Raw genomic sequence first — 26042 nt, 5'->3', positions numbered from 1 at the left:
CTGTCTGATGTGAAAGTAGCAATGCGGATGCCGCCACCTCCGCCTCCGCTCGGCCACCGCCGTCGGGCAGGGCGCTCCGGTCAGTCCTTCGATCCCGCGCTCGACGACACCGAACTCATATGCGTGCGCGGCCAGTTGACCCAGGGGCGCTGGAGCGCGGCCCGTTCGCTGCTCTCGGCCACCGGCGACGACTGGGACCGCCGCGGCCATCGGCTCGTCGTCCTCGGCGAGCCGCCGTCCAGCGCCGCGTGGGCGCGCGACTGGCTCCTCGCCGAGCCCGAGAGCCCCGACGCCGCCGCGCTGCTCGCCTGCGCCGCGGTCCGGGCCGCCCTGCGCGGCAGGGAGCGGCCGGAGTCCGCCAGGGCCGCCTGCCTGGTGGCCTCGGGACGGGCGCCCGACGACCCGACCCCGTGGCTCGCCCAGCTGCTCCTCGCCCGCACCCTGGGAACCGAGGGGGAGGTCGTCCGCCTCTTCGACGAGGTGCGGGTCCGACACCCCGAACACCACCACGCCCACCATCTGATGGCCGCACGGCTCGCCGAACGCCACGCCCGGGCGGGTCACGACCCGCTCCACGAGGTGTACGACTTCGCATCCTGGGCGTCCGAGCAGGCCCCCGCGGACTCCCCGCTCGCCGTGCTGCCCGTGATCGCGCACACCGAGCGGTACCGGGTACTGGCCGCGGCCGACGGCCGGCCCGCCGACCCGGCCCTCGCGGGCCACTGGACCAGCCGGCGGGCCCGCCAGGTGATGAAGGCGGCCTTCGACTGGTGGCTGGAGTGGGAAGGCGAGGACCACCCGCGCAACCGCCTCGACCTCAACTTCCTCGCCCACGCGAAGTTCTGCGAGGGCCGCTCCGCCGAGGCAGCCGCCCTCTTCCACCGCATCGGACCGCACGCCACCCCGGCCCCCTGGTCCTACCCGGACCGGGATCCGCACCATGCCTTCCTCGCCGCGCGCGACGCCGCGCTCGGCTCCGTCTGAAACGACCCCATCCCCGAGAAGGGACCGCCCCGCCATGCCGCCGGCCAGTTCGAGCACCAGCACGAGCGCCACCAGCACGAGCGAGATCAACACCTACAAGGGCCAGGACCGGGCGCTGCGCGCCGACCGGCTCGGGACGGCGGGCCTGCTGCTCTCGGTCCTCGCCGCCAGCGCACCGCTGATGGTCGTGGCCGGGGTCATGCCCACCGTCTACGGTGTGATGGGCATCGTCGGCCAGCCCCTGCTGTACGTGGTCCTCGGCCTCGTCCTGATGCTGTTCAGCGTCGGATACGCCGAGATGAGCCGACACGTCCACAACGCCGGTGCCTTCTACGCCTACATAGCCCGCGGCCTCGGCCCCACCCCGGGCGCCGGGGCCGCGCTGGTCGCCCTCGTCGCGTACAGCGCCATGCAGGTCGGCATCTACGGCATCCTCGGATTCGAGGTCTCCTGGCTGCTCGCCACCCACCTCGGCCTGACCGTCGCCTGGTGGGTCCCCGCACTCGCGGCCGCCGCCGTCGTCGCCGTGCTGGGCTGGCTGAAGATCGACCTCAACGCCAGGGTGCTCGGCGTCCTCCTCGTGGTCGAGTGCGCGCTCGTCGTCGTCTTCGACATCGCCGCCGTGGCCGAGCCCGGCCCCGAGGGCCTCTCCCTGCGCGCCTTCGACCCCGCCACCCTCACCGGTGCGGGCCTCGGCACCGCCCTGTGCTTCTGCATCGCCGCGTTCGTCGGCTTCGAGCAGTCCCCGGTGTACGCGGAGGAGACCAGCCGGCCCCAGGTGGTCGTGTCGCGCGTGATGTTCCTCGCGGTCGGCTACGCCGCGCTGTTCCTCGCGCTCAGCGCCTGGGCGATCACCGTCGCCACCGGTCCCGGCGCCGTCACCCGCGAGGCCGCCGAGCAGGGGCCCGGACTGCTGTTCTCGCTCACCGGCAGCCGGCTCGGCACGACCTTCACCGACGTGCTGCACGTCCTCTTCCTGACCGGGATGTTCGCCGCGCTGCTCAGCTTCCACAACGTCGTCGCCCGCTATGCGTTCGCCATGGGCCGGGAGGGGCTGCTGCCATCCGGCTTCGGCCGGACCACCCGTACCAGCGGCGCCCCCGCCACCGGATCGGTGCTCCAGTCCGTCGTCTCCGTCGCGGTGATCGCGGCGTTCGCCGCCACCGACGGCAGGCCCGCGGGCGACCCGACCACTCCGGTACTGCGGCTGTTCACCTGGATGGGCAACATCGGGGCCCTCGGGGTGATCCTGCTGATGGCCGCGGCCTCCTTCGCCGTGATCGCCTTCTTCGTGCGCCGCGGCGCGGCCGGCTCGCAGGCGTGGCGACTCGTCTGCTCCGGGCTGGCCGGGCTCGCGCTCCTCGGGATAGCCGTCTACACGGTGAAGGACTTCGACGTCCTCATCGGCGCCGGACCCGGTTCCGCGCTGAGCCGCATCCTGCCCGGCATCATCGGCGCCTGGCTGGCCGGCGGGCTCGTCTACGGCATGGTCCTGAAGCGGCTGCGGCCCGAGGTGCACGCCCGGATCGGGCTCGGCAACGAGGCCTTCCGGCTTGAGCAGGCCGCGGAGAAGGGCCCGGCACCCCGCGCCGAGGTGTGACTTCGACGCCCGGGTCGGCAGGCCGAACGGCCGCGACGGTGCTCCCCCCGCCGGGAGCCCCCGGCCGCGTGCGGAGGTTCGGCCGGGCCGTGCGCCGCCGGCGGCAGCGGGCCGTGCGCCAGGGAAAGTATGGGGTGCGATGTGCCCGGGAGCCCGCCCATCCGGGGACCGCCCGGCCCGCCGTCCGGGCGCCGCGCTCACGGGGGCGCCCGTCGGTACGGTTCGCCGCAGCCCGCAGCCCGCAGCCCGCAGCCCGCAGCCCGCAGCCCGCAGCCCGCAGCCCGCAGCCCGCAGCCCGCAGCCCGCAGCCCGCAGCCCGCAGCCCGCAGCCCGCAGCCCGCAGTGCAGGAGAGCCGGGCCCGGTCGCCGCCACGTTCTGCGCCCGCGCCGCCGAAGCCGTTCGCAAAGGCGATGCCGGGCGGCCGGTCTGGCGGAGCCGCAGAAAACATGACGGGGGGCGGCCCCCGGAGGCCGTGCGTCGCGACATCCAGAAGCCGCAGGCCCCTTCCCGGTGCCGGTCTGATGCCTCCAGTCCAGCGAGTTGACCTTGTTTTACTTTGTCTTAACCACTTGAATACTTTAGATATATATACGAGCGAGGTTAGTCGCTGCCAGAATCCCAGGTTGAGGCGACCGTGTGGTGTCGGGCCGTCTCCGTACGCCCGACCCTCCGGCGGCGACCGTCCTCCGCGCCGGAGGGAAGACCGCCGGAGGAGTCCGGCCTCCGTACCCCTCACAAAGGCGAACCACTGTATGAGTGACCACAGCTTGGCCGCGTCCGACGCGCCCGCCGCCGCCCCGGTGGCCGGCACCCTCCACACGGACGCCGGAGACGCCGGATACCGCAAGGACCTCAAGTCCCGGCACATCAACATGATCGCCATCGGCGGCGCCATCGGTACCGGCCTCTTCCTCGGCGCGGGCGGGCGCATGGCCGTCGCCGGCCCCTCGCTGTTCATCGCATACGCGCTGTGCGGCGTCTTCGCGTTCTTCGTCGTCCGGGCGCTCGGCGAGCTGGTCCTCTACCGGCCGTCCTCCGGCGCCTTCGTCTCCTACGCGCGCGAGTTCATGGGGGAGAAGGGGGCCTACACCGCCGGCTGGCTGTACTTCCTGAACTGGTCGACCACCGCCATCGCGGACATCACCGCCGCCGCGGTGTTCGCCCACTACTGGTCGGCCTTCAGCGACATCCCCCAGTGGGTACTCGCCCTGATCGCACTCGCCGTGGTCCTCACCGCCAACCTCATCTCGGTGAAGTACTTCGGCGAGATGGAGTTCTGGTTCGCGATCATCAAGGTCGGCGCGCTGGTGCTCTTCATGGTGATCGGCATCTTCCTCGTCGTGACCGGGCACCAGGTCGGCGGCCACACCCCGGGCCTGGCCACCGTCACGGGCAACGGCGGCCTCTTCCCCAGCGGTGTCATGCCGATGCTGCTGCTCATCCAGGGTGTCGTCTTCGCCTACGCCTCCGTCGAGCTGTGCGGTGTCGCCGCCGGTGAGACCGAGAACCCCGAGAAGGTCATGCCGAAGGCGATCAACTCCATCATGTGGCGCGTCGGCCTCTTCTACGTCGGCTCCGTGGTGCTCCTCTCGCTGCTGCTGCCGTACACCGCCTACACCGGTGACCAGAGCCCATTCGTCACCGTCTTCAACAAGCTCGGCATCCCCGGCGCCGCGAGTGTCATGAACCTCGTCGTGCTCACCGCAGCCCTCTCCAGCCTCAACTCCGGTCTCTACTCCACCGGCCGCATCCTGCGCTCCATGTCGGTCGCGGGCTCCGCGCCGAAGTTCACCGGCGTCATGAACAAGGGGGGCGTGCCCTACGGCGGTATCCTGCTCACCGCGGGATTCGGTGTCATCGGCGTGATCCTGAACTATGTGATGCCCGGCAAGGCGTTCGAACTCGTCCTGAACTTCGCCTCGATCGGCATCATCGGCACCTGGGGCATGATCATGATCTGCTCGCTGCTGTTCGTGAACCGCTCCCACCAGGGCCGGCTCACCCGCCCCTCGTACCGCCTGCCCTGGGCCCCCTGGACCCAGATCGTCACCCTGGTCTTCCTCGTCTGCGTCCTCGTCCTCATGTGGATGGAGGGCGGGATCGGCCGTACCACCATCGAGTGCCTGCCGCTCATCGCGCTCGGCCTCGTCGGCGGCTGGTATGCCGTCCGCAACCGGGTCCGGCGCATCGCCGCCGGGCGCGGGGCGCCCTGACACCTCGGGCCCGGTACGCATCGCACCGGCGAGATGCCGCACGACGGGGCACCGCCTGGACGATACGCCCCGCCGGGGCGGGGGCGGCGCGGGCGGGTCCCCACCCGCCCGGAGCCGCTGCCGCAGGGTCCTTGACCGCCGGTTCGCGGCCGCCGGGCCCCGACTCCCCGACTTCGGCCGCCGGTTCGCGGCTGCCCTGCCCGTGACGCCCTGCCCGTGACGCCCTGCCCGTGACGCCCTGTACATGACGCCCTGCCCTGCACCGGCCCCGGCCCGCCCGCGGCCCGCCCGGCCCTGACGCGCGCTTCCCGCACCGGCGGCGGTGCCCTTCGGCGGACGTCCCGCACCGACCGCCCCCGCCGTACGCCGTAGTGTGTGGCGACACCCACCGCGCGAGGAAGGGCAGGTCTGGCAATGCCGCAGCAGGTGCAGGGCGTGGTCGCACCAGGGAAGAACGAGCCGGTGCGGGTCGGGACGATCGTCGTCCCCGACCCGGGACCGGGGGAGGCCGTGGTGAAGGTGCAGGCCTGCGGGGTCTGCCACACCGATCTGCACTACAAACAGGGCGGCATCAACGACGGCTTCCCGTTCCTCCTCGGACACGAGGCGGCCGGCGTCGTCGAGTCGGTCGGCGACGGAGTGACCGAGGTCGAGCCGGGGGACTACGTGGTCCTCAACTGGCGCGCCGTGTGCGGCCGCTGCCGCGCCTGCCGCCGGGGGCGCCCGTGGTACTGCTTCGACACCCACAACGCCCGGCGGAAGATGACCCTCACGGACGGCACCGAACTGTCGCCGGCCCTGGGCATCGGCGCGTTCGCCGAGAAGACCCTGGTCGCCGCCGGCCAGTGCACCAAGGTCGACCCGGCCATCTCCCCGGTCGCCGCGGGCCTGCTCGGCTGCGGCGTGATGGCCGGGATCGGGGCCGCCGTCAACACCGGCCGGGTCGGCCGGGGCGACTCCGTCGCCGTCATCGGCTGCGGCGGTGTCGGCGACGGGGCCGTCATGGGCGCGCGGCTCGCCGGGGCCACCACGATCATCGCCGTCGACATCGACGACCGGAAGCTCGAGACCGCGCGGACGATGGGTGCCACCCATACCGTCAACTCCCGTACCGGCGATCCCGTGGCAGCCGTCCGCGAGCTGACCGGCGGCTTCGGCGCGGACGTCGTGATCGACGCCGTCGGCCGGCCCGAGACCTACCGGCAGGCCTTCTACGCCCGCGACCTCGCCGGCACCCTCGTCCTCGTCGGCGTCCCCACCCCCGACATGAAGCTGGACCTCCCCCTCCTCGACGTCTTCGGCCGGGGCGGGGCGCTCAAGTCCTCCTGGTACGGGGACTGCCTGCCGTCCCGCGACTTCCCCATGCTCGTCGACCTGCACCTCCAGGGGCGCATCGACCTCGACGCGTTCGTCACCGAGACCATCGGGCTCGGCGACGTGGAGCAGGCCTTCGCCCGGATGCACACCGGCGACGTGCTCCGCTCGGTGGTGGTCCTGTGACCGCGCGTGTGGACCTGCTGGTCACCTCCGGCACCTTCTCCCTGGACGGCGGCACCTGGGAGGTCGACAACAACGTCTGGATCGTCGGCGACGACGAGGAGGCGATCGTCGTCGACGCCGCCCACGACGCCGACGCGATCATCACCGCCCTCGGCGGCCGGACGCTGCGCGCCGTGGTCTGCACCCACGCGCACAACGACCACATCGACGCGGCCCCGGCACTCGCCGACGCCACCGGCGCCCCGGTGCTGCTGCACCCGGACGACCTCCCCCTGTGGAAGCGGACCCACCCCGGCCGCGCACCCGACGGCGAACTCGCCGACGGGCAGCCCCTGACCGTCGCCGGCGTCACCCTGACCGTCCTGCACACCCCCGGCCACGCACCCGGCGCGGTCTGCCTCCACGCTCCCGAACTGGTCACCGTCCTCACCGGGGACACCCTCTTCGAGGGCGGCCCGGGAGCGACCGGCCGGTCGTTCTCCGACTTCCCGACGATCATCGACTCGATCCGGGACAGGCTGCTGACGCTTCCCCCGCGAACGCTGGTCCGCCCGGGGCACGGCGGGACGACCACGATCGGCGCCGAGGCGCCGCACCTTCAGGAGTGGATCGACCGCGGCCACTGAGCCAGCCGCCTTCGGCTGGCGAAGAGCCGCCGCTCGCCGGTGAAGGGGTCGGTGAACTCCAGCGTCCGCGCCAGCAGCTGCAGCGGACGGGAGAAGTCCTCCGGCCCCTCGGGGAGCACCGAGGGGTACAGCGGGTCGTTCAGGATCGGCAGCCCGGCGCCGCTCATGTGCACCCGCAGCTGGTGGGTACGGCCGGTGGCCGGCAGCAGCCGGTACCGGCCCAGCCCGCCCCGCTGCTCCAGCAGCTCGATCCGGCTCTCGCTGTTCGGCTCGCCCGGCACCACCCGGGCCGCGGGGACCCCGCGCTCCTTCTCGATGCGGCTGCGTACCGTGACGGGCAGCGCGACCCCCGGGTCGTACGGCGCCACCGCCTCGTACTCCTTGCGCACCCGGCGGTCGCGGAACAGCGTCTGGTACGCGCCCCGGTCCCCGGGACGTACGACGAACAGCACGAGCCCCGCGGTGAGCCGGTCCAGCCGGTGCGCCGGCTGGAGCGCGGGCAGCCCCAGATCGCGCCGCAGCCGGGCCAGCGCGGTCTCCGTGATGTGGCTGCCGCGCGGTGTGGTCGCCAGGAAGTGCGGCTTGTCGGCGATCACCAGCCGTTCGTCCCGGTGGACGATCCCGACCTCGCACGGCACCGGGGCCTCGGGTGCGAAGTCGCGGTGGAACCAGACGTGCCGCCCCGCGGTGTACGGCTCGTCCGCGGTGAGGGGGCCGTCCGTGCCGACGAACCGCCCGTCCCGCAGCATGGCGTCCACCCGCTCGGCGCCGACCGTCCCGGCGAACCGGTGGACGAGATGGTCCCGCACGGTGGGCCAGGCCCGGTCCGGGTCACCGGGCAGCCGGAGCCGCACCGGGTCGATCCCGTCCCGCTGCGGCAGCGGGCACACCGGTGCCGCCCGTCGTCCGCGTCCCACGGCTCCCGCACCTCCTCCCCATCACGGACGGGCGCACCCGCCACCTGCAAGAAAGGCGTCCGCGGCCCGTCACCCCGGTCCGGGGAGGCCCGCCCGGCTTGTCGGCCGCATGGCCGGTCACGCGCTTGGTCACGCGTGGTCGCACACGCCACAGCCGGAGAAGCAGAAGACCCACATGGAATCGGGTCTCAGCCGGTGTCCGAGGGGGGACTTGAACTCTCCACTCGGGCACCAGCCCACAACCGCTCTGACCTGGGGAAACGCCCGTAGACAGGCTTGATTTCGGCGGGCGTTTCTCCTGTTCTTTCCTGCTGTTTCAGGCCCTCTCGGACCCCTGTTGGTCATGCGTTGGTCACGTGACCAACCCTCGGACCATGGGTCTGATCAGGGCTCTTGCTGCCATGGTGCCAGCTCGAACCAGTGGGTCAGGCCCGGCGTGCGGTGGCCAGGGGCCGGGCGCGCTCGGTCAGCTCGCGGACGTGGGGGTTTCTGGCGTGCGGTCGAAGGGCGGAGAGTATCGCGCGGAAGCGGTCGTCGGCACGGCCGGACTGGACGTGGGGGTAATCGTCCAGGGACAGGTGCCAGGTCTGGACAGCTTCCTCCAGTCGCCCAACCTGTAGCTTCCACTCGGCGAGCATCGAACGGTGACGGACCCTGGCACGTCGGTACACGGCGGGCCTGACCTTCTCGGACTGTTTAAGGGCTCGGATGGCTCCCTCGCGGTCGCCGAGTTCGTAGCTCACCTGGGAGACGTGGTAGCTCAGGGACGCCGGGTCGTATGAGCCATGGGCCTTGGCCTTGGACTCTGCCTTCTCCATCGCCACCTCTGCCTCACGAAGCTTGGCCCACGCTCCCCTTCGGTCCCCGGTCTGCGCGAGGGCGTGTGCCTGCTGTCCGGCGAGAAACGCCCGCATCCTCGGTCCGGCCTCGGGTGAGGCGGCCGACGCCGCGCCCGCGTAGCGCAAGGCGGCTGCGCCGTGACCAAGCTCGACCGCTTGGACGCTCATGCCGCGCAGGGTGGTGCAGTACGTGAGGTGGTCCCCGGCTGCGCCGGCCAGCTCCAGGGCCTTCATGTAGTAGCTCTGGCCGAGCATGTCCAGGCGCTCGTCAACGGCCATGTACCCCGTCAGGTAGAGGTGATCGGCAGCGGCCGAGAGCATCGCCTTGCGTACCTCGTCGGACGCCGTGGCCTGTAGGTAGGGGGCGATGTTGTTCACCAGGAACGCGGCAGCCATGGGCCGGGCGGTACGCCCGCCGAACTGGTCGTCCAGCTCGCTGATGCGCTCGGTCATGGCGATGACGGACTCAACCTCGGCCATGCCGATCCGCGTGTGCGGGTTGGTCTTGATCCGTTCGAAGCGCGAGAGTACGTCGGGCCAGCCAGGGATGGTCAGTGCGACCGAGTACAGGCCCGCTGCGAGTACGCCCCTTCGAGATGGGTCCATGTCCATGCTCCCGAGATCGATCAGTCCGGCAACGGTATCCGTCGCCTCGGGCTTGATGTCGGGCTGATCAATGAAGCCAGCTTCAAACGCGGTGACCTGTCTGCCGAGCTTGCGGGTGAGGGCTTCCAGCACGACAGGTTGGTACTTGGCCATGGGGCGTGTGCCGGATAACCAGTGGGAGACGGCGGACTCGTCGTACTTCAACCGGCGGCCGGTCTCCGTTCCGACTCGGTTGACCGCACGCGCTAACTCGCCAAGGTTCCAGCGTGTCTCGGCGTAGAGGGCTGCCAGCTTGTGGTTCGGAGTACGCGGCGTGCTGCCATGAAGCCACCCCCCGGGGCCGGGTTTCAAGGGTTTCAAGGTACCGCCAGGCTCCTTCCATATTCACGGCGAGCGCACACCTGTTGACTCAGGGTCGTGCCACGCGGGGCGATGAGCAGGAGCTTCCGCCTCGCGTGGCCAGCCAAGCCGACAGGCGTAGCGAAGCTGCGCCCCGCCCGGAACGGAGACACAGATGACCACCGTCGACACCGCGACGATCACGGTCGAACTGCCCGACGCGTTCGACCCGCGCTGGAACCGCCTGCCCGGTATCACCGTGGACGGCAAGAAGATCACCCTCAACCCGGCCGAGTACTTCTTCCGGTTCGAGGCGAACACCTGGCTCGTCATCGACTGGCAGACCGTGACGGACGGCCTGCTGGGCGTGGACGAGACCGAGGCCGCGAGCGTCGAGCAGATGGCGCTGGAGTTCGTGAAGGCGCACGGCCGCTCGACCAGCGACACGGGCGAGGTCCTGTCCATCGCGTACCAGGTGTACTCGTACCTGTTCCGGGACGAGCACCTCGCCACGCTCGGCCTGCCGGACGTGACCGCCGAGCACCTGAAGATGCTCCGCGAGGCGGCCACCTTCATGGCCCTGAACGAGGTCGAGCTCGACGGCCACATCTCCAACGTCGGCCGCCCGCGCTTCCGAGCCGCCGCCCGGCACGGCGACCGGGACGCAGGCTAGCCGCCAGTCACTGCTGGCCGACGTCGCGAATCTGACGGCCCGAAACGGCTGCCTCTCCATGCACATCACCCGGCTCGAACGGCGACTCTCCGAGGCACCGGGGCAAGCGGCCTGGGAAGCTTCCGGCCTCGGCGCCCCTGCCGACATCGAGACACTCACGCGTCGGACCACCGAGCTGGAACAGCAGATCCTCGATCTGCGCGGCGAACTCGCCGAACGGGACGAGGACCTCGAAGCCGCCCGTGCCGCGAACCGCGAGCTGATGGCCCAGCTCAACCGCTGACGGCGTCGTCGCCGTCAGCGGTTGCCCGGCGATGGTGTCCCAGGCGACCGGACCTCTGATGGACTCACGCCATGACGACACTGCTGACCCGCATTCTTCGCGCACTTGAGCAGTTTCATGCCACCCGTCCCTGGGACCACAACGCCCACTATCACCGGTGGATCCTGCGCCAACTGCCAAAACGCTTCAACAGCGCCCTGGACGTCGGATCGGGCAGCGGTGGCCTTGCCAGGCTCCTGGTCTCACGGGCTGGAGTGGTGCACGGCATCGATGTCGATGCCGCCATCGTCGCTCGCGCGCGGGAGCTCACAGCCCCGGCGGCCCCGGTGACCTTCACCGTCGGAGACGCACTGAACGAGATACCCCCTGGTCCCTACGACGTCATCACATGTGTCGCCACCATCCATCATCTGCCGTTCAGCGACGCCCTTAACCGCTTTCGACAGCACCTGGCGCCTGGCGGAACTCTGGTCGTCCTCGGTCTCTACCGCCCGCAATCTCGGAGCGACTACCTGATCGACGCCGTCGCCATTCCGTCGAATGTCGCCATGGCATGGATCAAGAACAAGGGCCGCAAGTCACCGCGACCGGCCTCGATGACTGCCCCGACCCGACCGGCGACCATGCACTTCGCAGACATCGTGCGCGACGCTCGCCACGAACTACCCGGCGCACGGCTGCGTCGGCGACTGTTCTGGCGCTACGCGCTGGTCTGGCACCAGCGCTGAACGGTCAGCGCGCCAGGGGTCTGGTATCGGAAGGAGTAGAAGCCCCCTGCGTTGTCGAGGTCGTGAACATCTGGACCGTCCACCAGCCGCCAACTGCATCTACGACACCTGTCGCGCACGCTGCACCGAACGAGTCATGCCGCTGAGCTGGGAAAAGTGGGGCCCGCTGCGTCCACTCGTCTCTGAAGCCTGAGAGAAGCGACGTGCCGGGGGTGGCTGGGGCGGTCGGGGACCTGTTTATGCAAGGACACGCATAGTCGCGTTCACGCATAGACGCGTGGCGCCACCCCCTCTACTGTCGGTGGGCAGGCGGCCCAAACGGGTCCAGAGCAAGGGGGTTTGGCATGTCCGAACGTTCGGCACTCACCCGGCTCACGGGCAACGGCAACGGCGAGTGTGGAGAGAAAGACTGCCCGAACGTCTACCGCGACGAGACGGACGGCGGAATCGTTGTTCAGGGCGACCAGTGCGCCGCGTTCCAGCCCCCGGCAGGTGAGGCGCTGGTGAAGATTCCCGAGGACGTTCTGAGGGAGGCTGTCCGTGCACTTGGATGGTGACGCGTGGAATGACTGCTTCGATTCCATGGAGCGTGAGGCGTGGCGGCTGGAGACGCTGCCCGTCTACACCATGCCCCAGGAAGCGGAGAAGCTGAAGCGCTTTCTCGCCGGGGAGAATTCGCCGGACGATTACACCTCGGCATGGATGGACGAGGTCCGGCAATGGACCTCGGAAGGAAAGCATGTCGGCAGGGTCCACGTCGTAACACGCCCGCTCTCGGATTACCTCCGGTTCGAGTTCGAGTATTACTACCGGCATCACATCAAGGCGGGCGAGGATATTCGTATCCTCGACCTCACCGGCCGAGAGAACCCGGGCCTTCCGGATCAGGACTTCTGGATGTTCGATGAGTCCAAGGTGGTCCTGATGAACTACCGGGAAGACGGGACGCAGATAAACCGGGAACTATGCGAGGGTGATCCCGAGTCATACCGGCAGTGGAAGCGGATTGCCATTGCCGAGTCGGTTCCATTCCTGGAGTACGTGAGCGGGTGACGTTCGACCCTGAACAGTTGGGGCAGCCGAAGCAAGAATTGGCCGCCCTGCTGAAAGAACTACGCAAGCGAGCCGGCCTCACTGGGGACCGGCTCGCTCGGCGTTGCAACATGTCCCAATCGAAGATCAGTCGGATCGAGAACGGGAAAGCGCAACCGAGCCTGCTCGACCTGGAGAGAATCCTCCGGGCTGTCGTTGCTCCGCCCGAGGTCATCGAGGAGGTCATTGCCCTTGCAAGGCTGGCCAATACCGAGTGGCAAGACCTGCGCTCGCTGCGGCGAAGGGGGCTGGAGAAGAAGCAGACCGAACTTGCCGCGCTTGAATCCTCCTCTACCGAGTTCCGCTTCTTCCTGCTCTCGATGATTACGGGACTGCTGTCCACTCCTGAGTACATCCGGGCCAGCCTTGCCCATTCACCGGCTGATATCACTAAGGCGATCGCGAGGAAGTTGGAGCGGCAGGAGGTTCTTTACGACACGAAGAAGCGGTTCACCTTCATCCTCACCGAACAGGCCGTGAGGTGGCCAATCCTGCCCCCGGCCGCGATGGCGATGCAGATTGACCGGCTGGCCTCATTGACCCACCTGCCGAATGTGAAGCTCGGTGTCATCCCAATCGCGGGATACAAGCCCATGGCTCCGATGGACACCTTCACTGTCTACGACAACACCCTGGCCACTGTGGAGAACACCACCGGAGTCGTGATCCTGAGAGATCCACGCGACATCGAAATGCATTTGGAACTGTTCTCGACACTGGAGGGGTACGCGCTGTTCGGGGCCGAAGCGCGAGCCTTGTTGACGGAGTGGGCTGCCGCCTGCCGTTCATGATCTTTAGTCCATGACGGGAAAGAACTACACAGCCGCCACTTTCTGGGCCAATGATTTCCCCCATGACAGCGACCGAGCGAAACGAAGAGCGGGTGCGTTACGGCGTAGGTCGGGGGCTGGAGTACCGGCCGACGTTCGGCCCTGATGGTGGTGTGCGCTCGTGACGGGGCGCATGACTCTGCGGGTGTCGTACGACGGCGGCCGGACGTACGGCCCGGTTCGTGAGGTGCAGGTGGAGCCGCGCAATGCGGTGATCCTGGGTTCGCCGACCAAGTACCCGCCGTGCGGGTGCCCTCGGTGCACGGGCCGCAGTTCGTTGCCTGCCAGTGCTCTCCGCCCCGTCGCGGTGGAGCCGAAGGCGACGTGATGCGTGGCGTGCGTCCTGGTTCTCGCCGGAACTCTGGCGATCCGGTAGCCGCCGCACTCGCCGCTGTCTCCCTTTGCTTCCTGCCGAATTCCCGGCGGGAGTCCCCGAGAAGAGAGAGGTAGTCCGATGGTGGAAGAGAACACCACTTCGGTGGCCCCCGAGGGGGGTGGCCTGCTCGTCGCGAAGCGGAAGATCGTGGCCGCGCGCACCCGCGCCGAGCAGGAGTCTGACGTCAGCAGTGGCCGTTCCGACGGCAACGACTGACGGGAGCGCCCACGTTGCTTGATGCAGCCTCGTGGGCGGGGCGTCTGGGCGGGGACACGTTCCTCGCCCAGACGTACCACCGCTCCTATGCGCACTTCCCCGGGGCCGCCGACACGGCGGGCCTGTTCTCCTGGGGTGACCTGAACCGGATCATCGCCACGCAGCGGCTGGAGCCGCCCCGGCTGCGCCTGTCGGTCGACGGCGAGATGGTCCCGCTCCACCGCTACGCGATCCCGACCACGAACCGCCGCGCGGTCACCTGGTCCCGCATCCAGCCGTCCGACTTCCACGGCCAGCTCAGGGAGGGGGCGTCGCTGGTCCTGGACGCGGTGGAGAAGATCCACCCCGCCGTGGGGGCGGCTGCGGAGGGACTGGAACGCTTCCTAGGGACTTCCGTGCAGGCCAACGTGTACGCCTCGTGGACCGATCGGGAGGGCTTCGGCCGGCACTGGGACGACCACGATGTGGTCGTGGTCCAACTGCACGGTTCGAAGCGGTGGCGCCTGTGGGGGATGACCCGTGAAGCGCCCACCTTCCGGGACGTGGAGTCGCCGGAGGAACCGGAGGGCGTCCCGGTGGCGGACCTCGTTCTGTCCCCGGGTGACGTGCTCTACCTGCCGCGCGGCTGGTGGCACTCGGTCACCGCTGACCAAGGGACAGAATCCCTTCACCTCACGTTCGGGATGGTCCCGCACACGGGCGCTGACCTGATGCTCTGGGTCGTCGACCAGCTCCGGGCGTCCCTCGCGCTCCGCAGGGACATCCCGCGCTTCGGCTCGCTGGTGGAACAGTCGGACTTCACCGACGCCGTACGCCGTGAAGTGGCCGACATGATGGCGGACCACCGCCTCGTGGAGCGGTGGGCAGAGTCGATCGACACGACGGACCTGGGCCACGCGATTCCGTCCCTGCCCTACGTGGACGGCCTCCCCGCACGGGGGGAGATCACGGTCAAGCTCACCACTCCGAGGGGCCGCCTGACGGCGAACCGCGAACAGGGCACGGTCACCTTCTCGGCGGCCGGTACCGCGTGGGACTTCGCCGAGTCCGCCGCTCCCGCGCTGGGCACGCTGCTGACCAACCAGCCGACCACTCTGGGGGAGATGGCCGACTCCGCCGGGCTTGAGGTCAAGGAGGTGGCCGAACTGGTCTCCATCCTCATCGAGGGCCACGCCGTCGCAGTAGTGGGGACGGTGCTGTGACCGCCGCGCTCTGCCTGGGGACATACCGCGTGCGTGCCGTTGCTCAGGCGGCACGCACCGCCCTGGCCGCCGGTAGCCCCTGGGTGGACACGGCACCCAACTACGCCCATGGACGGGCGCATGAGGAACTGCGCCCCGTTCTCAGGGAGTACCCGACCGCGCGGGTAGCCACGAAGACGGGGTTCTTCACGGAGGAACAAGGCCGCACCGCCCTGGCAGAGGGAGCGCTCGCCCGGGAAGAGGCGGCCGGTAGGCACAGCCTTGAACGGGGTTTCGTCCACTGGCAGGCGGAGCGTTCCTTGGCCGCGCTCGGTCGCGTGGACCTTGTGTTCGTGCACAACCCCGAGCACCACGGGCACGGCCTTGACCGTGCCGTTCTGCACGGGCGTGTACGGGAAGCCTTCACGGCGCTGGAAGAGTTCTCCCATGCGGGCAGGATCGGCGGGTACGGCGTCGCCACCTGGTCGGGCCTGACCTCCGGAGCGCTCAGCGTGCCCGAGTTGCTCACACTCGCCCGGCAGGCGGCCGGTTCCGCCGAGCACCACTTCACGGCCTTGCAGATGCCCGTCAGCCTGATCATGGATGCCTCGATCACACAGGCCCTGAACGGCGGCGGACCTCTGGTACAAGCGAAGGACGCAGGGCTGATCACCTTCGGCTCCGCTCCCCTGCACGGGGGCGAACTCCTCGACGCCATGACACCCGAACTGGTGAACCTCATCCGCCCCGGCCTGTCGGCCGCAGCCGCTGCCCTGCTGGCCCCTGGCTCGTGCCCTGGCCTCGATGTCGTACTCACCTCCGCGAGCACCCGCGAGCACTGGGACGATGTGGCCAAGGCTCTGGCTGCGCCGCTGACGGCCCAGGAACTTAGGAGGGTGACGGATGAACTCGCCGGTGAATGAGGAGGTGCAGGCCCTGATGGAGGCCGCCCACGACCGGGCGGCCAAGGCACTGGACCTCACCTGCACGGGGCCGCTGGCGTGGGGCTTCCTCGGTGTCACTCTCGGACGCCGAGCGGAGGGCCGGTGGCTACGGGTCAGCCGGACGGCGAAGAGGAACGCGGGCAGGAAGGCGGGGGAAGGCATCGTCGGCGCCTCGGAGCTGGTACCTGACGGCGTGCCCCGCCCCCACCTGTACGCGGTGCATGACTGGACTGACGGCGAGTGGGCCTTCGAGTCGGAAGTCCTGGACTACCTCACGCAACCCATCGTGTCCCCGGACCGGGCCGACATCGACCACGACCCGGGGTTGCCTGACGAGTGGTGGGCGGACCTTCGCCAAGCCCTTGCCCTCCTCGCTGGAGCGGAGGGAGTGAAGGCCACCGTGCGGGACGGGTGGATCGAACGAGCCTTCCCCCAGTTCCTCGGCATCCCTGCCCCCGCCAAGGTGGAGCGGGTGACCGGTCACGGTGACCTGCACTGGGGCAACCTCACAGCCGCGCCCCTGTGCCTGCTGGACTGGGAGCGGTGGGGACGGGTGCCCTTCGGCTATGACGCGGGACTCCTCCATGCCAACAGCCTGCTTGTTCCCGACGTAGCCGCCCGCATCCGCAAGGAGTTTGCGCCGACCCTCGACACCCCCGCCGGCCGAATCGGGGAACTCGCGGCCCTGGCCGAGATGCTGCAAGCCGTAGCCCGTGGCTGGTACCCCGACCTTGCGCCCCACCTCGTGGCCCGTGCGGAGGCCCTCACCGGAATGAGCCCGCCCGTCCCGGTGCACTCCGAGGTGAGCGCCTGACCGTGCCCCTGTGCGCCTATCTCAGTCGCTCTCACCGATGTGCCGGTACAAGGTGGCCCGGGAGATCCCCAGAGCCTTGGCGATGGCTGTGACGCTCTCTCCCTTGGCGTGCCTGGCACGGGCTATGGCTAGCTTGTCGTCATCCACGACGGAGGGGCGTCCACCGTGGTTGCCCTTACGGGCCGCAGTGTCCAGCCCCTCCAACGTCTTCTCCCGGATACCTTCCCGCTCCACCTCGGCGGCCACCGCCAGGACGGCGAACACGATGGCTCCCGCCCCGTTCGGGTCGTACACACCCTGCAAGGGACCGGAGAGGAGTTCCAGTTGGATGCCGTCCGCTTGCAGGGTGGAGGACATTCATGAGTTCCGCCGCGTTGCGGGCAAAGCGCTTCATCTCCACCACGGTGAGGATGACGGGCTGATTCGGTGCGGCTGCCTTGAACTCCCGCGCGAGAGTGAGGGCCTTCTCCAGTTCCGGCCGCCCCTTCACGCGGGTACTGATCTTCTCCGAGAAGACGCGGGTGCAGTCGGCACGGGCGAGTAGATCCAACTGGGACTGGAGTTCCTGCCCAACCGTGCTGCACCTGGCATAGCCCAGTCGTATCGCTGCGCCCGGCACGGCTTCGGCCACCACGGGCACGGGCCCACCCTGCACCCACCGCTTACCGGGGTTGCGGTCGGCCGGGGTCTTTACGGTGAGTTCGGCTTTGAGTGAGGGCACGAGGGCGAAGCGGCCCGTGGCCGGGTCCGAAGTCGATGCGCACTGAGTCCTGATCCTTCCCATGTGGCGCGGTGTGCGCCGGTTGTTGATGGTTTGCATGTGCTCCCTTCTGGTAGGCGCGGTCAGCCGTCCGGCTGGCTCGGGGTTGGGATTCAGGTCAGGCGGCTTCCCGGCAGTCCCGTTCGATCCAGCGGTCCACCTCGGCGGGGCGGAAGCGAAGATGTCCGCCGATCTTGCAGGCGGGGATGTTGAGTGCTCGGTGGTTGTTGTAGACCCACGCGGGCGTCACGCCCAGGTACTCGGCCAGGTCGGCGACGCTCATCAGGCGGGCGTTCCGCAAAGGACGGCTCCTCGGTTAGCGGAGGGGACGGTTCCCCTCGGGCTGCCCATCCTGAGTTATCAGTCTGGTTCCGTCAAACCCGGATGCGTCACACCCTGACTTGCCCAGTGCGGTTCGGTTCCGTATGTTGCTGCGCATGACAGACAACTCGCCTCGCGAGGGGCTCACGACGATGCAGCGCATCGGCCCCTGGAAGGTCACCACGTTCCGCCCTCATGGCTTCATGGCCGGCGGCCCCCGCGAGGTTCACATCGAACCGGCAGAGGACGGCGATCCGCAGGAGATCGCTCGCGGTATCTCCTCGACAGTCCTCCGTCAGATCGTCACGACGACGCCTGCACAGGACCGCGCCCAACTCCGCGAGCAAGCGGTGCAAGAGCCTGAGGTTCTGGGGATGTCGGTGGATGCCGTGCTCGACCACATTCAGGGGGCGAGGAGGGTCACGGATGAGTACCTGGCAGTTCTCTCCGGCTTCTACGTGCGACTCGTGGAGATCGGGGTGCGCGCTCCGATCCAAGACCTCGAAGTCATTACTGGAACCAAGCAGGCCACGTTGAAGGGTCACCTTCGGGCGGCGCGTCAGCGGGGATTCCTGACCAAGGTCGAGGGCAAAGCGGGCGGACAGCTCACGGACAAGGCGGTCGAGATGTTGAAGGGGATCAAGGTTGCCAACGGCGCTGGAGACGTGCGACAGCCGTAACGGCTGGGACAGAACGAGGGGGAAGTAGCCGGGTGGCAAAGCGCGGCAACGGTCTCGGTGGGACTCCGGTGGAGATCCCGCGCACGGGCCGACCGAACACCTGGGGCGTGCGTACGCCCCTGCACTTCGACCCGGCGACGGGCAAGAAGGGGCGCTACTGGATAGGGCGCGAGTACAAGAACAAGACCGAGGCGGAACGGGCGCTGCGCAAGTGGCACACCGACCACGAGGCAGGCACCCTCACGCCCCGCTCCGACATGACCATGGCCCAGCTCATGGACGGGTGGCTTGCCAAGCATCGGGGCGAGGGCACCACGAGGGAGGGCTACGAGCCGAAGATCCGGCTGCACATCAAGCCGCACATAGGCAAGGTCAAGGTGGTGGAGGTGACGGACGAGCGGCTTGATGAGCTGTACCGGCTCTTGGAGGCCACGCCCATCGAGGCGAACGGCAACAAGCCTCTCGGCCCCAAGAGCGTCCGTCACATCCACAACATCATCTCGGCGGCGCTGGACTCGGTGACTGGACCGAGGAAGCTCCTCGCGGTCAACCCGGCCCACACTGCCAACCCGCCCACGGAGCGGCAGATCAAGGCGGCACAGCCGGACTTCCTCACGCTCAACGATCACGAGACGCGGGGGTTCCTGGCGGACATCTGGAAGCCGTGCGGCAACCGGGCCTGTGACGGCGGGCTGACTCACCACTGCCTTCGGGACGCCCCGCTGTGGACCGCCTACGCGGCCACCTCATGCCGCCGTAGCGAGGTGCTGGGGTGGAAGTGGTCGCTCATCCACTGGGATGAGTGCGCCATCGAACTGGGCTGGGTCGTGGTCGAGGAAGGCAACACCTACCGGCTGCGGAAGCTCACCAAGGACGGAGACGACAACGCGATCATCTACGTAGACCAAGCCCTGATGAACATCCTCAAGTGGCAGAAGGAACGCCAGGACGCGGAGCGGGAACGCCTCGGGGATCTCTGGGTGGACCATGACCTCGTGTTCGCCCGCGACGGCTTCAAGCTGTACCGGGGCGAGGCAGGCGGACCACAGGACTCCGAGAAGGTGTCGGCGCGCTGGTGGACGGCACGCAACCGCCTGCACCTGCCGGAGAACTTCCGGCTGCACGACTGGCGGGCATCGAAGATCACGAACGATCTCGACAACCACGAGAACCCGGTAGAGGTCTCGGCCAACGCCCGGCACCACTCGCCGGGCTACACCATGGCGCGGTACGGCAGGCGTCGCGCTGAGGGAGCGAAGAAGCTGGCCGCTTCGAGTGCCAGCCGTCTCGGCCTGTCATCCCCGGTCTGACCAGGAAGTTCGCTCGGCTGTTGGCCACGTGGTCGGTCACGCCACAGCCGGAGAAACAGAAAAACCCCAGGTGAACTGGGGTCTCTGCTGGTGTCCGAGGGGGGACTTGAACCCCCACGCCCGATAAAGGGCACTAGCACCTCAAGCTAGCGCGTCTGCCATTCCGCCACCCGGACAAGGTGTCTGTCTCCCGGCCGTGGGCCGTTCCGACGTGGAAAACCATAGCAAACATTCGAGGTGCCCGATCACCCCCGGCCTCCGGCCGCCCTTGGGACTCGGCCCCGGGCGGGGGAGGATATGGAGGACCACCAGAGCGACAGCGGGAGGAAACAGCGTGAGCGAGACGGACACCGCCCGGAAGGCCACCGGCGAGGACGAGGTCGTCGACCTCTGTCGCGATCTGATCCGGATCGACACCAGCAACTACGGCGACCACTCGGGACCGGGCGAGCGGGCGGCCGCCGAGTACGTGGCGGAGAAGCTCGCCGAGGTCGGTCTGGAGCCCCGGATCATCGAGTCGCACCCGGGCAGGGCCTCCACCGTTGCCCGGATCGAGGGCGAGGACCCCTCCCGCCCGGCACTGCTCATCCACGGCCACACCGACGTCGTCCCGGCGGACGCGGGCGACTGGACCCACCACCCCTTCTCCGGCGAGATCGCCGACGGCTGCCTGTGGGGCCGGGGCGCGGTGGACATGAAGGACATGGACGCGATGACCCTCGCCGTCGTGCGCGACCGGCTGCGGAGCGGCCGCCGGCCCCCGCGCGACGTGGTGCTGGCGTTCCTCGCGGACGAGGAGGCGGGGGGTACCTATGGCGCCCGCCATCTCGTCGACCGGCACCCCGACCTGTTCGAGGGCGTCACCGAGGCGATCGGCGAGGTCGGCGGCTTCTCCTTCACCGTCAACGAGAACCTGCGGCTCTACCTCGTGGAGACGGCCCAGAAGGGCATGCACTGGATGCGGCTCACCGTCGAGGGCACCGCGGGGCACGGGTCCATGACCAACCACGACAACGCCGTCACCGAGCTCTGCGAGGCCGTCGGCCGGCTGGGCCGCCACACCTGGCCGGTGCGGGTGACCAAGACCGTCCGGTCCTTCCTGGACGAGTTGTCCGACGCCCTGGGCACCCCGCTCGACCCCGAGGACATGGAGGCGACCCTCGCCAAGCTCGGGGGCATCGCCAAGATGGTCGGCGCCACGCTCCGCAACTCGGCCGCGCCCACCATGCTGGGTGCCGGCTACAAGGTCAACGTCATCCCCGGGCAGGCGACCGCGCACGTGGACGGGCGCTTCCTGCCCGGTCACGAGGAGGAGTTCCTCGCCGATCTCGACCGGATCCTCGGCCCCCGGGTCCGCCGTGAGGACGTCCACGCCGACAAGGCACTGGAGACGAGCTTCGACGGCGGCCTCGTGGACGCCATGCAGTCGTCCCTGCGCGCAGAGGACCCGATCGCCCGGGCCGTGCCGTACATGCTCTCCGGTGGCACGGATGCCAAGTCCTTCGACGACCTGGGCATCCGCTGCTTCGGCTTCGCGCCGCTGAAGCTGCCGCCCGAGCTGGACTTCGCGGGGATGTTCCACGGTGTGGACGAGCGCGTTCCGGTGGATGGCCTGAAGTTCGGCGTACGGGTGCTGGACCGCTTCCTCGACGCGAGCTGAGCGGGCGGTGCCGGGTTCCGGCCTGCCGTGCCGGGTCCGGGTCGGTCCGGGTCCGTCCCGCGGTGCGAGTTCATGTGCGGGCTCCGCCGCGGTGCGGGATCCCGCGTGCCGGTTCGCGGGCAGGGGAGAGCATCCTCCGCCGGAACGTGACGTCGGCATTCGTCTCTGTGTGCGCATGCGACTGAGAAGAGTGAATGGGCTCATACGCTAGTAGCCCCATTAGCCCCTCCTCGTTACAGGTGTGCGGTCCGCAGCTGGGATCGCATTGTCAACGAGGAGGAATAATGATCAAGAAGGTCGTCGCCGTTGCCGCTGCCACGGGTGGCCTGGTTCTCGCGGGTGCCGGCATGGCCGTCGCCGACTCCGGTGCCCAGGGTGCCGCCGTGAACTCGCCCGGTGTGCTCTCGGGCAACGTGGTGCAGGCGCCCGTCCACGTGCCGGTGAACGTCTGCGGCAACACGGTCTCCGTTATCGGTCTGCTGAACCCGGCCTTCGGCAACGTCTGCGTCAACGACTGACGCTGCGTCTCGCCTCCCTGAGGGACTGACCGCGGTCCCGAAGCGCATGGCCCGCGCTTCGGGACCGCCCGCGTGGAGCCTGCTCCCAGGCACCGCGCCCGCAGGGGTCCGGAAGGACGCCCGGGACGCCCGGTGGGCCGGGGTCGCCCGCAGAACCGCAGAACCGCAGAACCCGTGGAGCGTGGAACTCCGGCCGAGGCCGGTTCCCCGGACGCCCCGGACGCCGACACCGCCGGACCACCGGGGGCCACCGAGGAACTCGCCCGCACCGGCGTCGGCTCCGGACGCGGGCCGGTCCGCGGCTCGGCGGAGCGGTGCCCTATCGCAGAGCCGTGCCTCCGCGTGACGGTCGGAAGACCCGATGGAGCGGATCCGCGACCGCGGACCCGCTCCGTACTTTGTGCGACGGGCGTTCACCAGGTGGCACGGACCTGGCGGATGATGCGACGGCGCAACCGTACGCGGCGGCTGCCGTCACGGAGCAGGGTCAGCCTGTCCAACTCCCAGTGCCCGTACTCGGCATGGTCGGTCAGCAGGCGGGTGGCCTCCGTGCGGGAGGTCCCACGGGGCACGCGCACGTCGACGAATTCGTATTCCGGCATCGCATCTATTGTGCGGGCATGGGCCGAGTACGGATAGCGTCTGCACTATGTCTGATGCTTCCGCTCCTGCGCAGCCTACGGCTGCCGAGGTCCGCGCCGCCGCCGAGGCGGTCAAAGCCGCGCTGGACCGCCACCTCGAAGCGGTCGAACACCGCACGGGAGAGGACGACCCGGCGGTGTACGCGGCCTTCAACGCCCTTGCCGCCGCGGCCGAGGCGTACGACGAGCGGCTCTACGACCGCTACGACGAGGTCACTCCGTTCGAGATCCCCGGCGCGGACGACTCGATGCCGCCGTACAAGGGACCGGACGAACCGAACGCGCTGAGTGTCCTGATCCGCCGTGACTACGCCGTCGTGGAGCCGCAGCGGCTGCTCGCCCAGGCCCAGCGGATCGCGGATCTCGACCGGGACGAGACCGCGGACGACCCGTCCGCGGCCGTCGTGGGAGCCAGCGTGCACGCCGCGCTCGGGGTGCTGTTCGGGGAGTTCGAACCGGACGAGATCGCATCGAGGCACAGGGAGTTCGGACTGGAGGAGGGTGACTCCACGCTGTGGGTATCCGCCGCCGACGAGCTGCCCGAGCCCGGAGAGTGGCTCAGTACGCCCTTCGATCAGGCTGATCCGGAGCATGTGGTCTGCCGCTTCGACGTCAGCGCCGTCTTCGACGAGGAGGACCTGGACGACGATCTGGGCGACCTCAACTCCGCGTAGCGGGAGCCGCTCGGAGCGCGGTGCGAGGCGCCGTGCGAGGGCCCGGGGATCACCGGTCTCCGCACGATGCCTCGCCTTGTCCCCGGTGCCGCCACCCCGCAGCCCCCGCGGCACGGCTTGCGCCGCCGGTGCCGGGCGGCGGACGGGGGCGCGCGGTACCCGGGGGACAGCCTTCCGCCGGACAGGGCGTCCCGCCGCACCGGGGCACGACCCGCTCAGGCGGGGGCGGCCTCGGCCCCGCCGGGTCGGAGCAGGCTCTCCAGAAGCGAGCGCAGCCGTGTCGTCCTGGCCTCGGGAGGGATGCCGGCCACCGCGCGCGGCAGGGCCTGCTCCACGCCGTGGACCACGGACAGGTGGCGTTCACCGCGGCTGAACGCGGTGTAGACCCAGGCGCGGTTCAGGCCCTGGACCGTGTCTCCCGGCAGCACGACGACGACTGCGGGCCAGCGCATTCCGGCCGCCTGATGCGCGGTGAGCGCCCAGCCGTGCCGCAGCGTCGACCCCACCCGGTCCTGCCGGACGACGACGGCGGCGCCCTCGCAGTCGACGTGCAGCCCCTCCGCGCCGGCCGAGACCACCGTGCCGGTCAGGATCTGCCCGGCGGCGGGGGAGTAGACGACGCGGTCGTCCGGGTCGAAGCCCCCGAAGCGACCGGGACCGGGGTTGAACCGCTCCTTGAGGGCTGCGTTCAGCGCCCTCGTGCCGGCGGAGCCGCCATGGCCGACGGTGATGACCTGGGTCTCGGCCGACGGCACTCCGATCGCCCTCGGGACCGAGTCGGCGACCAGCTGGACCGTACGGTGCACGGCCTCGCCCGCGTCCCGAACCGGAACGATCACCACCTCCCTGCCGGGGGCGTCGACCCGGACGAGTTCGCCGGCCCCCACCCCCGAGACCAGCTCGCCCAACGGCCCGGGATCGGGTGTGCGGGAGGCGACGACCGGGCATACCCGGGCGGCCAGCACATCGGCGAACACCCGCCCCGCGCCGGCGGACCAGAGCACCCCCGGGTCCCCGCTCAGCACCAGCCGGCACCCGTCCGGCAGGGATTCCACCAGCGCGGCCGCGGACTCGACGTCGAGCTGCGGCGCATCGAGGACCGCGAGCAGATCCACGGCCAGTGCGCCGTCGTCGTCCCGGCCGGGGCCCTCCGCACCCGAGAGCAGTCCCCGCACCGTGACCGCGCCGGCGCCCGTCCTCCGCCGGCCGTTCTCGCTGTGCACCGCGGTGACGGCTCGCAGGCCGAGGCCGCGGGCGGCGGCGACCAGGGCGGCCGGCTCGCCGCGTGCCGTCTCGCCCCCCGTGTGGGCGACGAGGCCGTGCCCGGCGGCGGCGCGGACCAGCTCCGCGGCCGACGGAGTGGCCGCCGCGTCTGCCGCTGCCTCCCAGGAAGCCGGTTGCACGCTTCTGGCCAGCCGGGTGAGACCGTCCGCGAGGCTCTCCTCGGCCAGGGCGTACCGGTCCAGGCCGAGGAGGACCGGGACCGGCTCCGGCTGTCCGGCGGCCTCCCCGGTCTCCGGCGCCCCGTGTCCGTCGTCCGCCCCGCTCTCCTCGGTCCGCACCGGTGCTGCGGCGGCGTCGACGCCGTCCTGGAAGACCAGTACGGCTCCCTCGGCGACGGCGCCCCGCAACGCCTCGTCGGGGTCCGGCACGGAGTGCCGGGCGAGCGCCTCGCGCACCGTCGCCGACTCCGCTGCCGTGTGCCCTCGGAGCGCGGCCCGCTCCAGCAGCCAGCCGACCAGCGCCGCGGCCCGGCGGCCGTCGTCCGGCCGGCACTCCGCGCCGAGTAGCGCACGGGCGAAACCGTCCGCCTGCTCCGGCTGCACACCGGGCACCGCCAGCAGCCGCCAGGGGTCCTCCCGGAGTGCCTCGCCGGCCTGATCACCCAGCACACCGGCGACCCGCGCGGCCAGACCCTCCGGAGCACCGCCCGACACGAGTACTTCCCGCACGGCCGCCACCGTGCCCGGACCGGTCTGCCGCGGGGCGGGCCCGGGAGCAGGCACCCGCGGCCGCTCCGGCCGGGCCACGGACGTGGGGGCCGGCTTCCTCGGGGCGGCGGAAGCCTCGAAGAAGGCGCCCGGCGGCCTGGCGCCGCTCTCCACCGCCCGCACCGCCGCCAGCAGATCTGCCGCGGTGCCGCTCAGCCTTCCGCCGGCCTCGATCGGCCCCGGCCTCTCGGCCTTGCGCTTCTCGATCCGGGACCGCAACTCCTGCTGTGCGGCCAGCTCGGCCCGTGCCTCGGACGACCCGCCGCCCTCGGTGCCCGCTCCGCCCCCGGCGGCCTCGCCAAGGGGCGCACCGGACTCCTCGCCGCCGGAGGATCCGCCCTCCGCTCCGCCCTCCGTCTCCGCACCCGCGGGCGACCCCGTATCGCCCCCCGCCCCTGGAGCGTGCGCCGCTTCACCGCTCGCGGCATCACCGGGCGCCCTGTCCGGGACCCTCCCGGCACGGCCCGCCGCCTCGGTGGCGGAGGAGCCGGCCCCGGCGCGGCCTGCCACCTCGCTGCGATCGGTGCCCTCGGCCCCCTCGGCCCCCTCCTCCTGCTCTGCCTGCTCTGCCTGTTCGGCCTGTGAGACCTCGCTACCCCGCACCGGCCCGGAGTCCGGCCCGGAGCCCGCGGCCTCGGGGTCCTCCGCCGCGGAGTCCCGGTGCTCGGAACGCCCCGCCGCCGAGTCCCCGGATCCCGGATCACCGGCCGCCGCGTCGCCGGCCG

25 protein-coding genes, 1 tRNA gene and 2 pseudogenes are annotated in these 26042 nt (G+C 70.2%); 20 read left to right on the top strand and 8 right to left on the bottom strand.

Annotation, left to right across the window (positions count from 1 at the left end; genetic code table 11):
- Positions 1–27: 27 nt before the first annotated feature.
- The 5 genes from SCWH03_RS15760 to SCWH03_RS15740 all read left to right on the top strand — a co-directional run bounded on the left by SCWH03_RS15760 (position 28) and on the right by SCWH03_RS15740 (position 6924).
- A complete protein-coding gene (locus tag SCWH03_RS15760) occupies positions 28–984 on the top strand; it encodes a hypothetical protein (RefSeq protein WP_173264868.1) in 957 nt (318 codons plus the stop codon).
- Positions 985–1018: 34 nt separating this feature from the next.
- Positions 1019–2584: an APC family permease gene (locus SCWH03_RS15755; RefSeq protein ID WP_173264867.1), complete on the top strand. Its 1566-nt coding sequence runs from the start codon at positions 1019–1021 to the stop codon at positions 2582–2584.
- 753 nt (positions 2585–3337) lie between these two features.
- Complete coding sequence (locus tag SCWH03_RS15750; protein WP_173264866.1) at positions 3338–4798, top strand: amino acid permease; 1461 nt, start codon at positions 3338–3340, stop codon at positions 4796–4798.
- Between the two features lie 414 nt (positions 4799–5212).
- A complete protein-coding gene (locus SCWH03_RS15745) occupies positions 5213–6298 on the top strand; it encodes an S-(hydroxymethyl)mycothiol dehydrogenase (RefSeq protein WP_173264865.1) in 1086 nt (361 codons plus the stop codon).
- On the top strand, positions 6295–6924 hold the full coding sequence (locus SCWH03_RS15740) for an MBL fold metallo-hydrolase (protein WP_173264864.1): 630 nt from the start codon (positions 6295–6297) through the stop codon (positions 6922–6924). The genes SCWH03_RS15745 and SCWH03_RS15740 overlap by 4 nt, the downstream gene beginning before the upstream one ends.
- Here SCWH03_RS15740 and SCWH03_RS15735 read toward each other — a convergent pair.
- Positions 6897–7814, bottom strand: a complete 918-nt coding sequence (locus SCWH03_RS15735) for a pseudouridine synthase (protein ID WP_173264959.1) — start codon at positions 7812–7814, stop codon at positions 6897–6899. The two genes, SCWH03_RS15740 and SCWH03_RS15735, sit on opposite strands and share 28 nt — an antisense overlap.
- A gap of 452 nt (positions 7815–8266) precedes the next feature.
- A complete protein-coding gene (locus SCWH03_RS15730) occupies positions 8267–9637 on the bottom strand; it encodes an NsdA family TPR-like regulatory protein (protein WP_503827452.1) in 1371 nt (456 codons plus the stop codon).
- Positions 9638–9800: 163 nt separating this feature from the next.
- On the opposite strand from SCWH03_RS15730, the pseudogene SCWH03_RS15725 reads away from it, so the two are divergent.
- From SCWH03_RS15725 to SCWH03_RS15680, 10 genes and pseudogenes are all read left to right on the top strand, one after another.
- Positions 9801–10271, top strand: a pseudogene (locus SCWH03_RS15725) (hypothetical protein); the annotation flags it as partial.
- An 85-nt stretch (positions 10272–10356) separates the two neighbouring features.
- A complete protein-coding gene (locus SCWH03_RS15720) occupies positions 10357–10581 on the top strand; it encodes a hypothetical protein (RefSeq protein WP_216854752.1) in 225 nt (74 codons plus the stop codon).
- A gap of 71 nt (positions 10582–10652) precedes the next feature.
- Entirely contained in the window at positions 10653–11309 is a 657-nt protein-coding gene (locus SCWH03_RS15715) for a class I SAM-dependent methyltransferase (protein ID WP_173264863.1), read from the top strand.
- 344 nt (positions 11310–11653) lie between these two features.
- Positions 11654–11866 (top strand): hypothetical protein, encoded by a 213-nt coding sequence (locus tag SCWH03_RS15710; RefSeq protein WP_173264862.1) that lies wholly within the window; start codon positions 11654–11656, stop codon positions 11864–11866.
- Positions 11850–12362: a DUF6879 family protein gene (locus SCWH03_RS15705; RefSeq protein WP_173264861.1), complete on the top strand. Its 513-nt coding sequence runs from the start codon at positions 11850–11852 to the stop codon at positions 12360–12362. Before SCWH03_RS15710 ends, SCWH03_RS15705 begins: the two co-directional genes overlap by 17 nt.
- Positions 12359–13192 (top strand): helix-turn-helix domain-containing protein, encoded by an 834-nt coding sequence (locus SCWH03_RS15700; protein ID WP_173264860.1) that lies wholly within the window; start codon positions 12359–12361, stop codon positions 13190–13192. Before SCWH03_RS15705 ends, SCWH03_RS15700 begins: the two co-directional genes overlap by 4 nt.
- Positions 13193–13685: 493 nt before the next feature.
- Positions 13686–13823, top strand: a complete 138-nt coding sequence (locus tag SCWH03_RS15695; RefSeq protein ID WP_169748831.1) for a hypothetical protein — start codon at positions 13686–13688, stop codon at positions 13821–13823.
- Between the two features lie 14 nt (positions 13824–13837).
- Positions 13838–15025, top strand: a complete 1188-nt coding sequence (locus SCWH03_RS15690; protein ID WP_173264859.1) for a cupin domain-containing protein — start codon at positions 13838–13840, stop codon at positions 15023–15025.
- A gap of 29 nt (positions 15026–15054) precedes the next feature.
- Positions 15055–15927, top strand: coding sequence for an aldo/keto reductase (locus SCWH03_RS15685; protein ID WP_254076777.1), 873 nt, complete (start codon positions 15055–15057; stop codon positions 15925–15927).
- Positions 15908–16762 carry a hypothetical protein gene (locus tag SCWH03_RS15680; protein WP_173264857.1) on the top strand — a complete coding sequence of 285 codons (855 nt, stop codon included), beginning with the start codon at positions 15908–15910 and terminating at the stop codon, positions 16760–16762. The genes SCWH03_RS15685 and SCWH03_RS15680 overlap by 20 nt, the downstream gene beginning before the upstream one ends.
- 21 nt (positions 16763–16783) lie before the next feature.
- On the opposite strand, the gene SCWH03_RS29895 is transcribed toward SCWH03_RS15680, so the two are convergent.
- The 3 genes and pseudogenes from SCWH03_RS29895 to SCWH03_RS15670 form a co-directional block, all read right to left on the bottom strand.
- Positions 16784–16996: a helix-turn-helix domain-containing protein gene (locus tag SCWH03_RS29895; RefSeq protein ID WP_371872686.1), complete on the bottom strand. Its 213-nt coding sequence runs from the start codon at positions 16994–16996 to the stop codon at positions 16784–16786.
- Positions 16991–17546: pseudogene (locus SCWH03_RS15675) on the bottom strand (recombinase family protein); the annotation flags it as partial. The pseudogene SCWH03_RS15675 and the gene SCWH03_RS29895, both read right to left, overlap by 6 nt.
- A 94-nt stretch (positions 17547–17640) precedes the next feature.
- Positions 17641–17823: a helix-turn-helix domain-containing protein gene (locus SCWH03_RS15670; protein ID WP_173264856.1), complete on the bottom strand. Its 183-nt coding sequence runs from the start codon at positions 17821–17823 to the stop codon at positions 17641–17643.
- A 136-nt stretch (positions 17824–17959) separates the two neighbouring features.
- On the opposite strand from SCWH03_RS15670, the gene SCWH03_RS15665 reads away from it, so the two are divergent.
- Together SCWH03_RS15665 and SCWH03_RS15660 are read left to right on the top strand one after the other, a co-directional pair.
- Entirely contained in the window at positions 17960–18523 is a 564-nt protein-coding gene (locus SCWH03_RS15665; protein ID WP_173264855.1) for a hypothetical protein, read from the top strand.
- A 107-nt stretch (positions 18524–18630) separates the two neighbouring features.
- Positions 18631–19833, top strand: a complete 1203-nt coding sequence (locus SCWH03_RS15660; protein ID WP_173264854.1) for a tyrosine-type recombinase/integrase — start codon at positions 18631–18633, stop codon at positions 19831–19833.
- Between the two features lie 88 nt (positions 19834–19921).
- Here SCWH03_RS15660 and SCWH03_RS15655 read toward each other — a convergent pair.
- A tRNA-Leu gene (locus SCWH03_RS15655) sits at positions 19922–20009 on the bottom strand.
- 158 nt (positions 20010–20167) lie between these two features.
- Here SCWH03_RS15655 and SCWH03_RS15650 point away from each other — a divergent pair.
- On the top strand, positions 20168–21493 hold the full coding sequence (locus tag SCWH03_RS15650; protein WP_173264853.1) for a M20/M25/M40 family metallo-hydrolase: 1326 nt from the start codon (positions 20168–20170) through the stop codon (positions 21491–21493).
- Positions 21494–21777: 284 nt separating this feature from the next.
- Positions 21778–22011 (top strand): chaplin ChpH, encoded by a 234-nt coding sequence (gene chpH / locus SCWH03_RS15645; RefSeq protein ID WP_173264852.1) that lies wholly within the window; start codon positions 21778–21780, stop codon positions 22009–22011.
- Positions 22012–22424: 413 nt separating this feature from the next.
- On the opposite strand, the gene SCWH03_RS15640 is transcribed toward chpH, so the two are convergent.
- Positions 22425–22613: a DUF5703 family protein gene (locus SCWH03_RS15640; protein WP_173264851.1), complete on the bottom strand. Its 189-nt coding sequence runs from the start codon at positions 22611–22613 to the stop codon at positions 22425–22427.
- Between the two features lie 47 nt (positions 22614–22660).
- On the opposite strand from SCWH03_RS15640, the gene SCWH03_RS15635 reads away from it, so the two are divergent.
- Positions 22661–23326 carry a hypothetical protein gene (locus SCWH03_RS15635; RefSeq protein ID WP_173264850.1) on the top strand — a complete coding sequence of 222 codons (666 nt, stop codon included), beginning with the start codon at positions 22661–22663 and terminating at the stop codon, positions 23324–23326.
- A gap of 215 nt (positions 23327–23541) precedes the next feature.
- Here SCWH03_RS15635 and SCWH03_RS15630 read toward each other — a convergent pair whose 3' ends face one another.
- Positions 23542–25920, bottom strand: coding sequence for a helix-hairpin-helix domain-containing protein (locus SCWH03_RS15630; protein ID WP_371872685.1), 2379 nt, complete (start codon positions 25918–25920; stop codon positions 23542–23544).
- Positions 25921–26042: the final 122 nt, after the last annotated feature.

Origin of the sequence: Streptomyces pacificus (genome assembly GCF_011766325.1) — a bacterium.
Taxonomy (GTDB): domain Bacteria; phylum Actinomycetota; class Actinomycetes; order Streptomycetales; family Streptomycetaceae; genus Streptomyces; species Streptomyces pacificus.
This window is presented reverse-complemented; position numbering and strand designations above follow the sequence as displayed.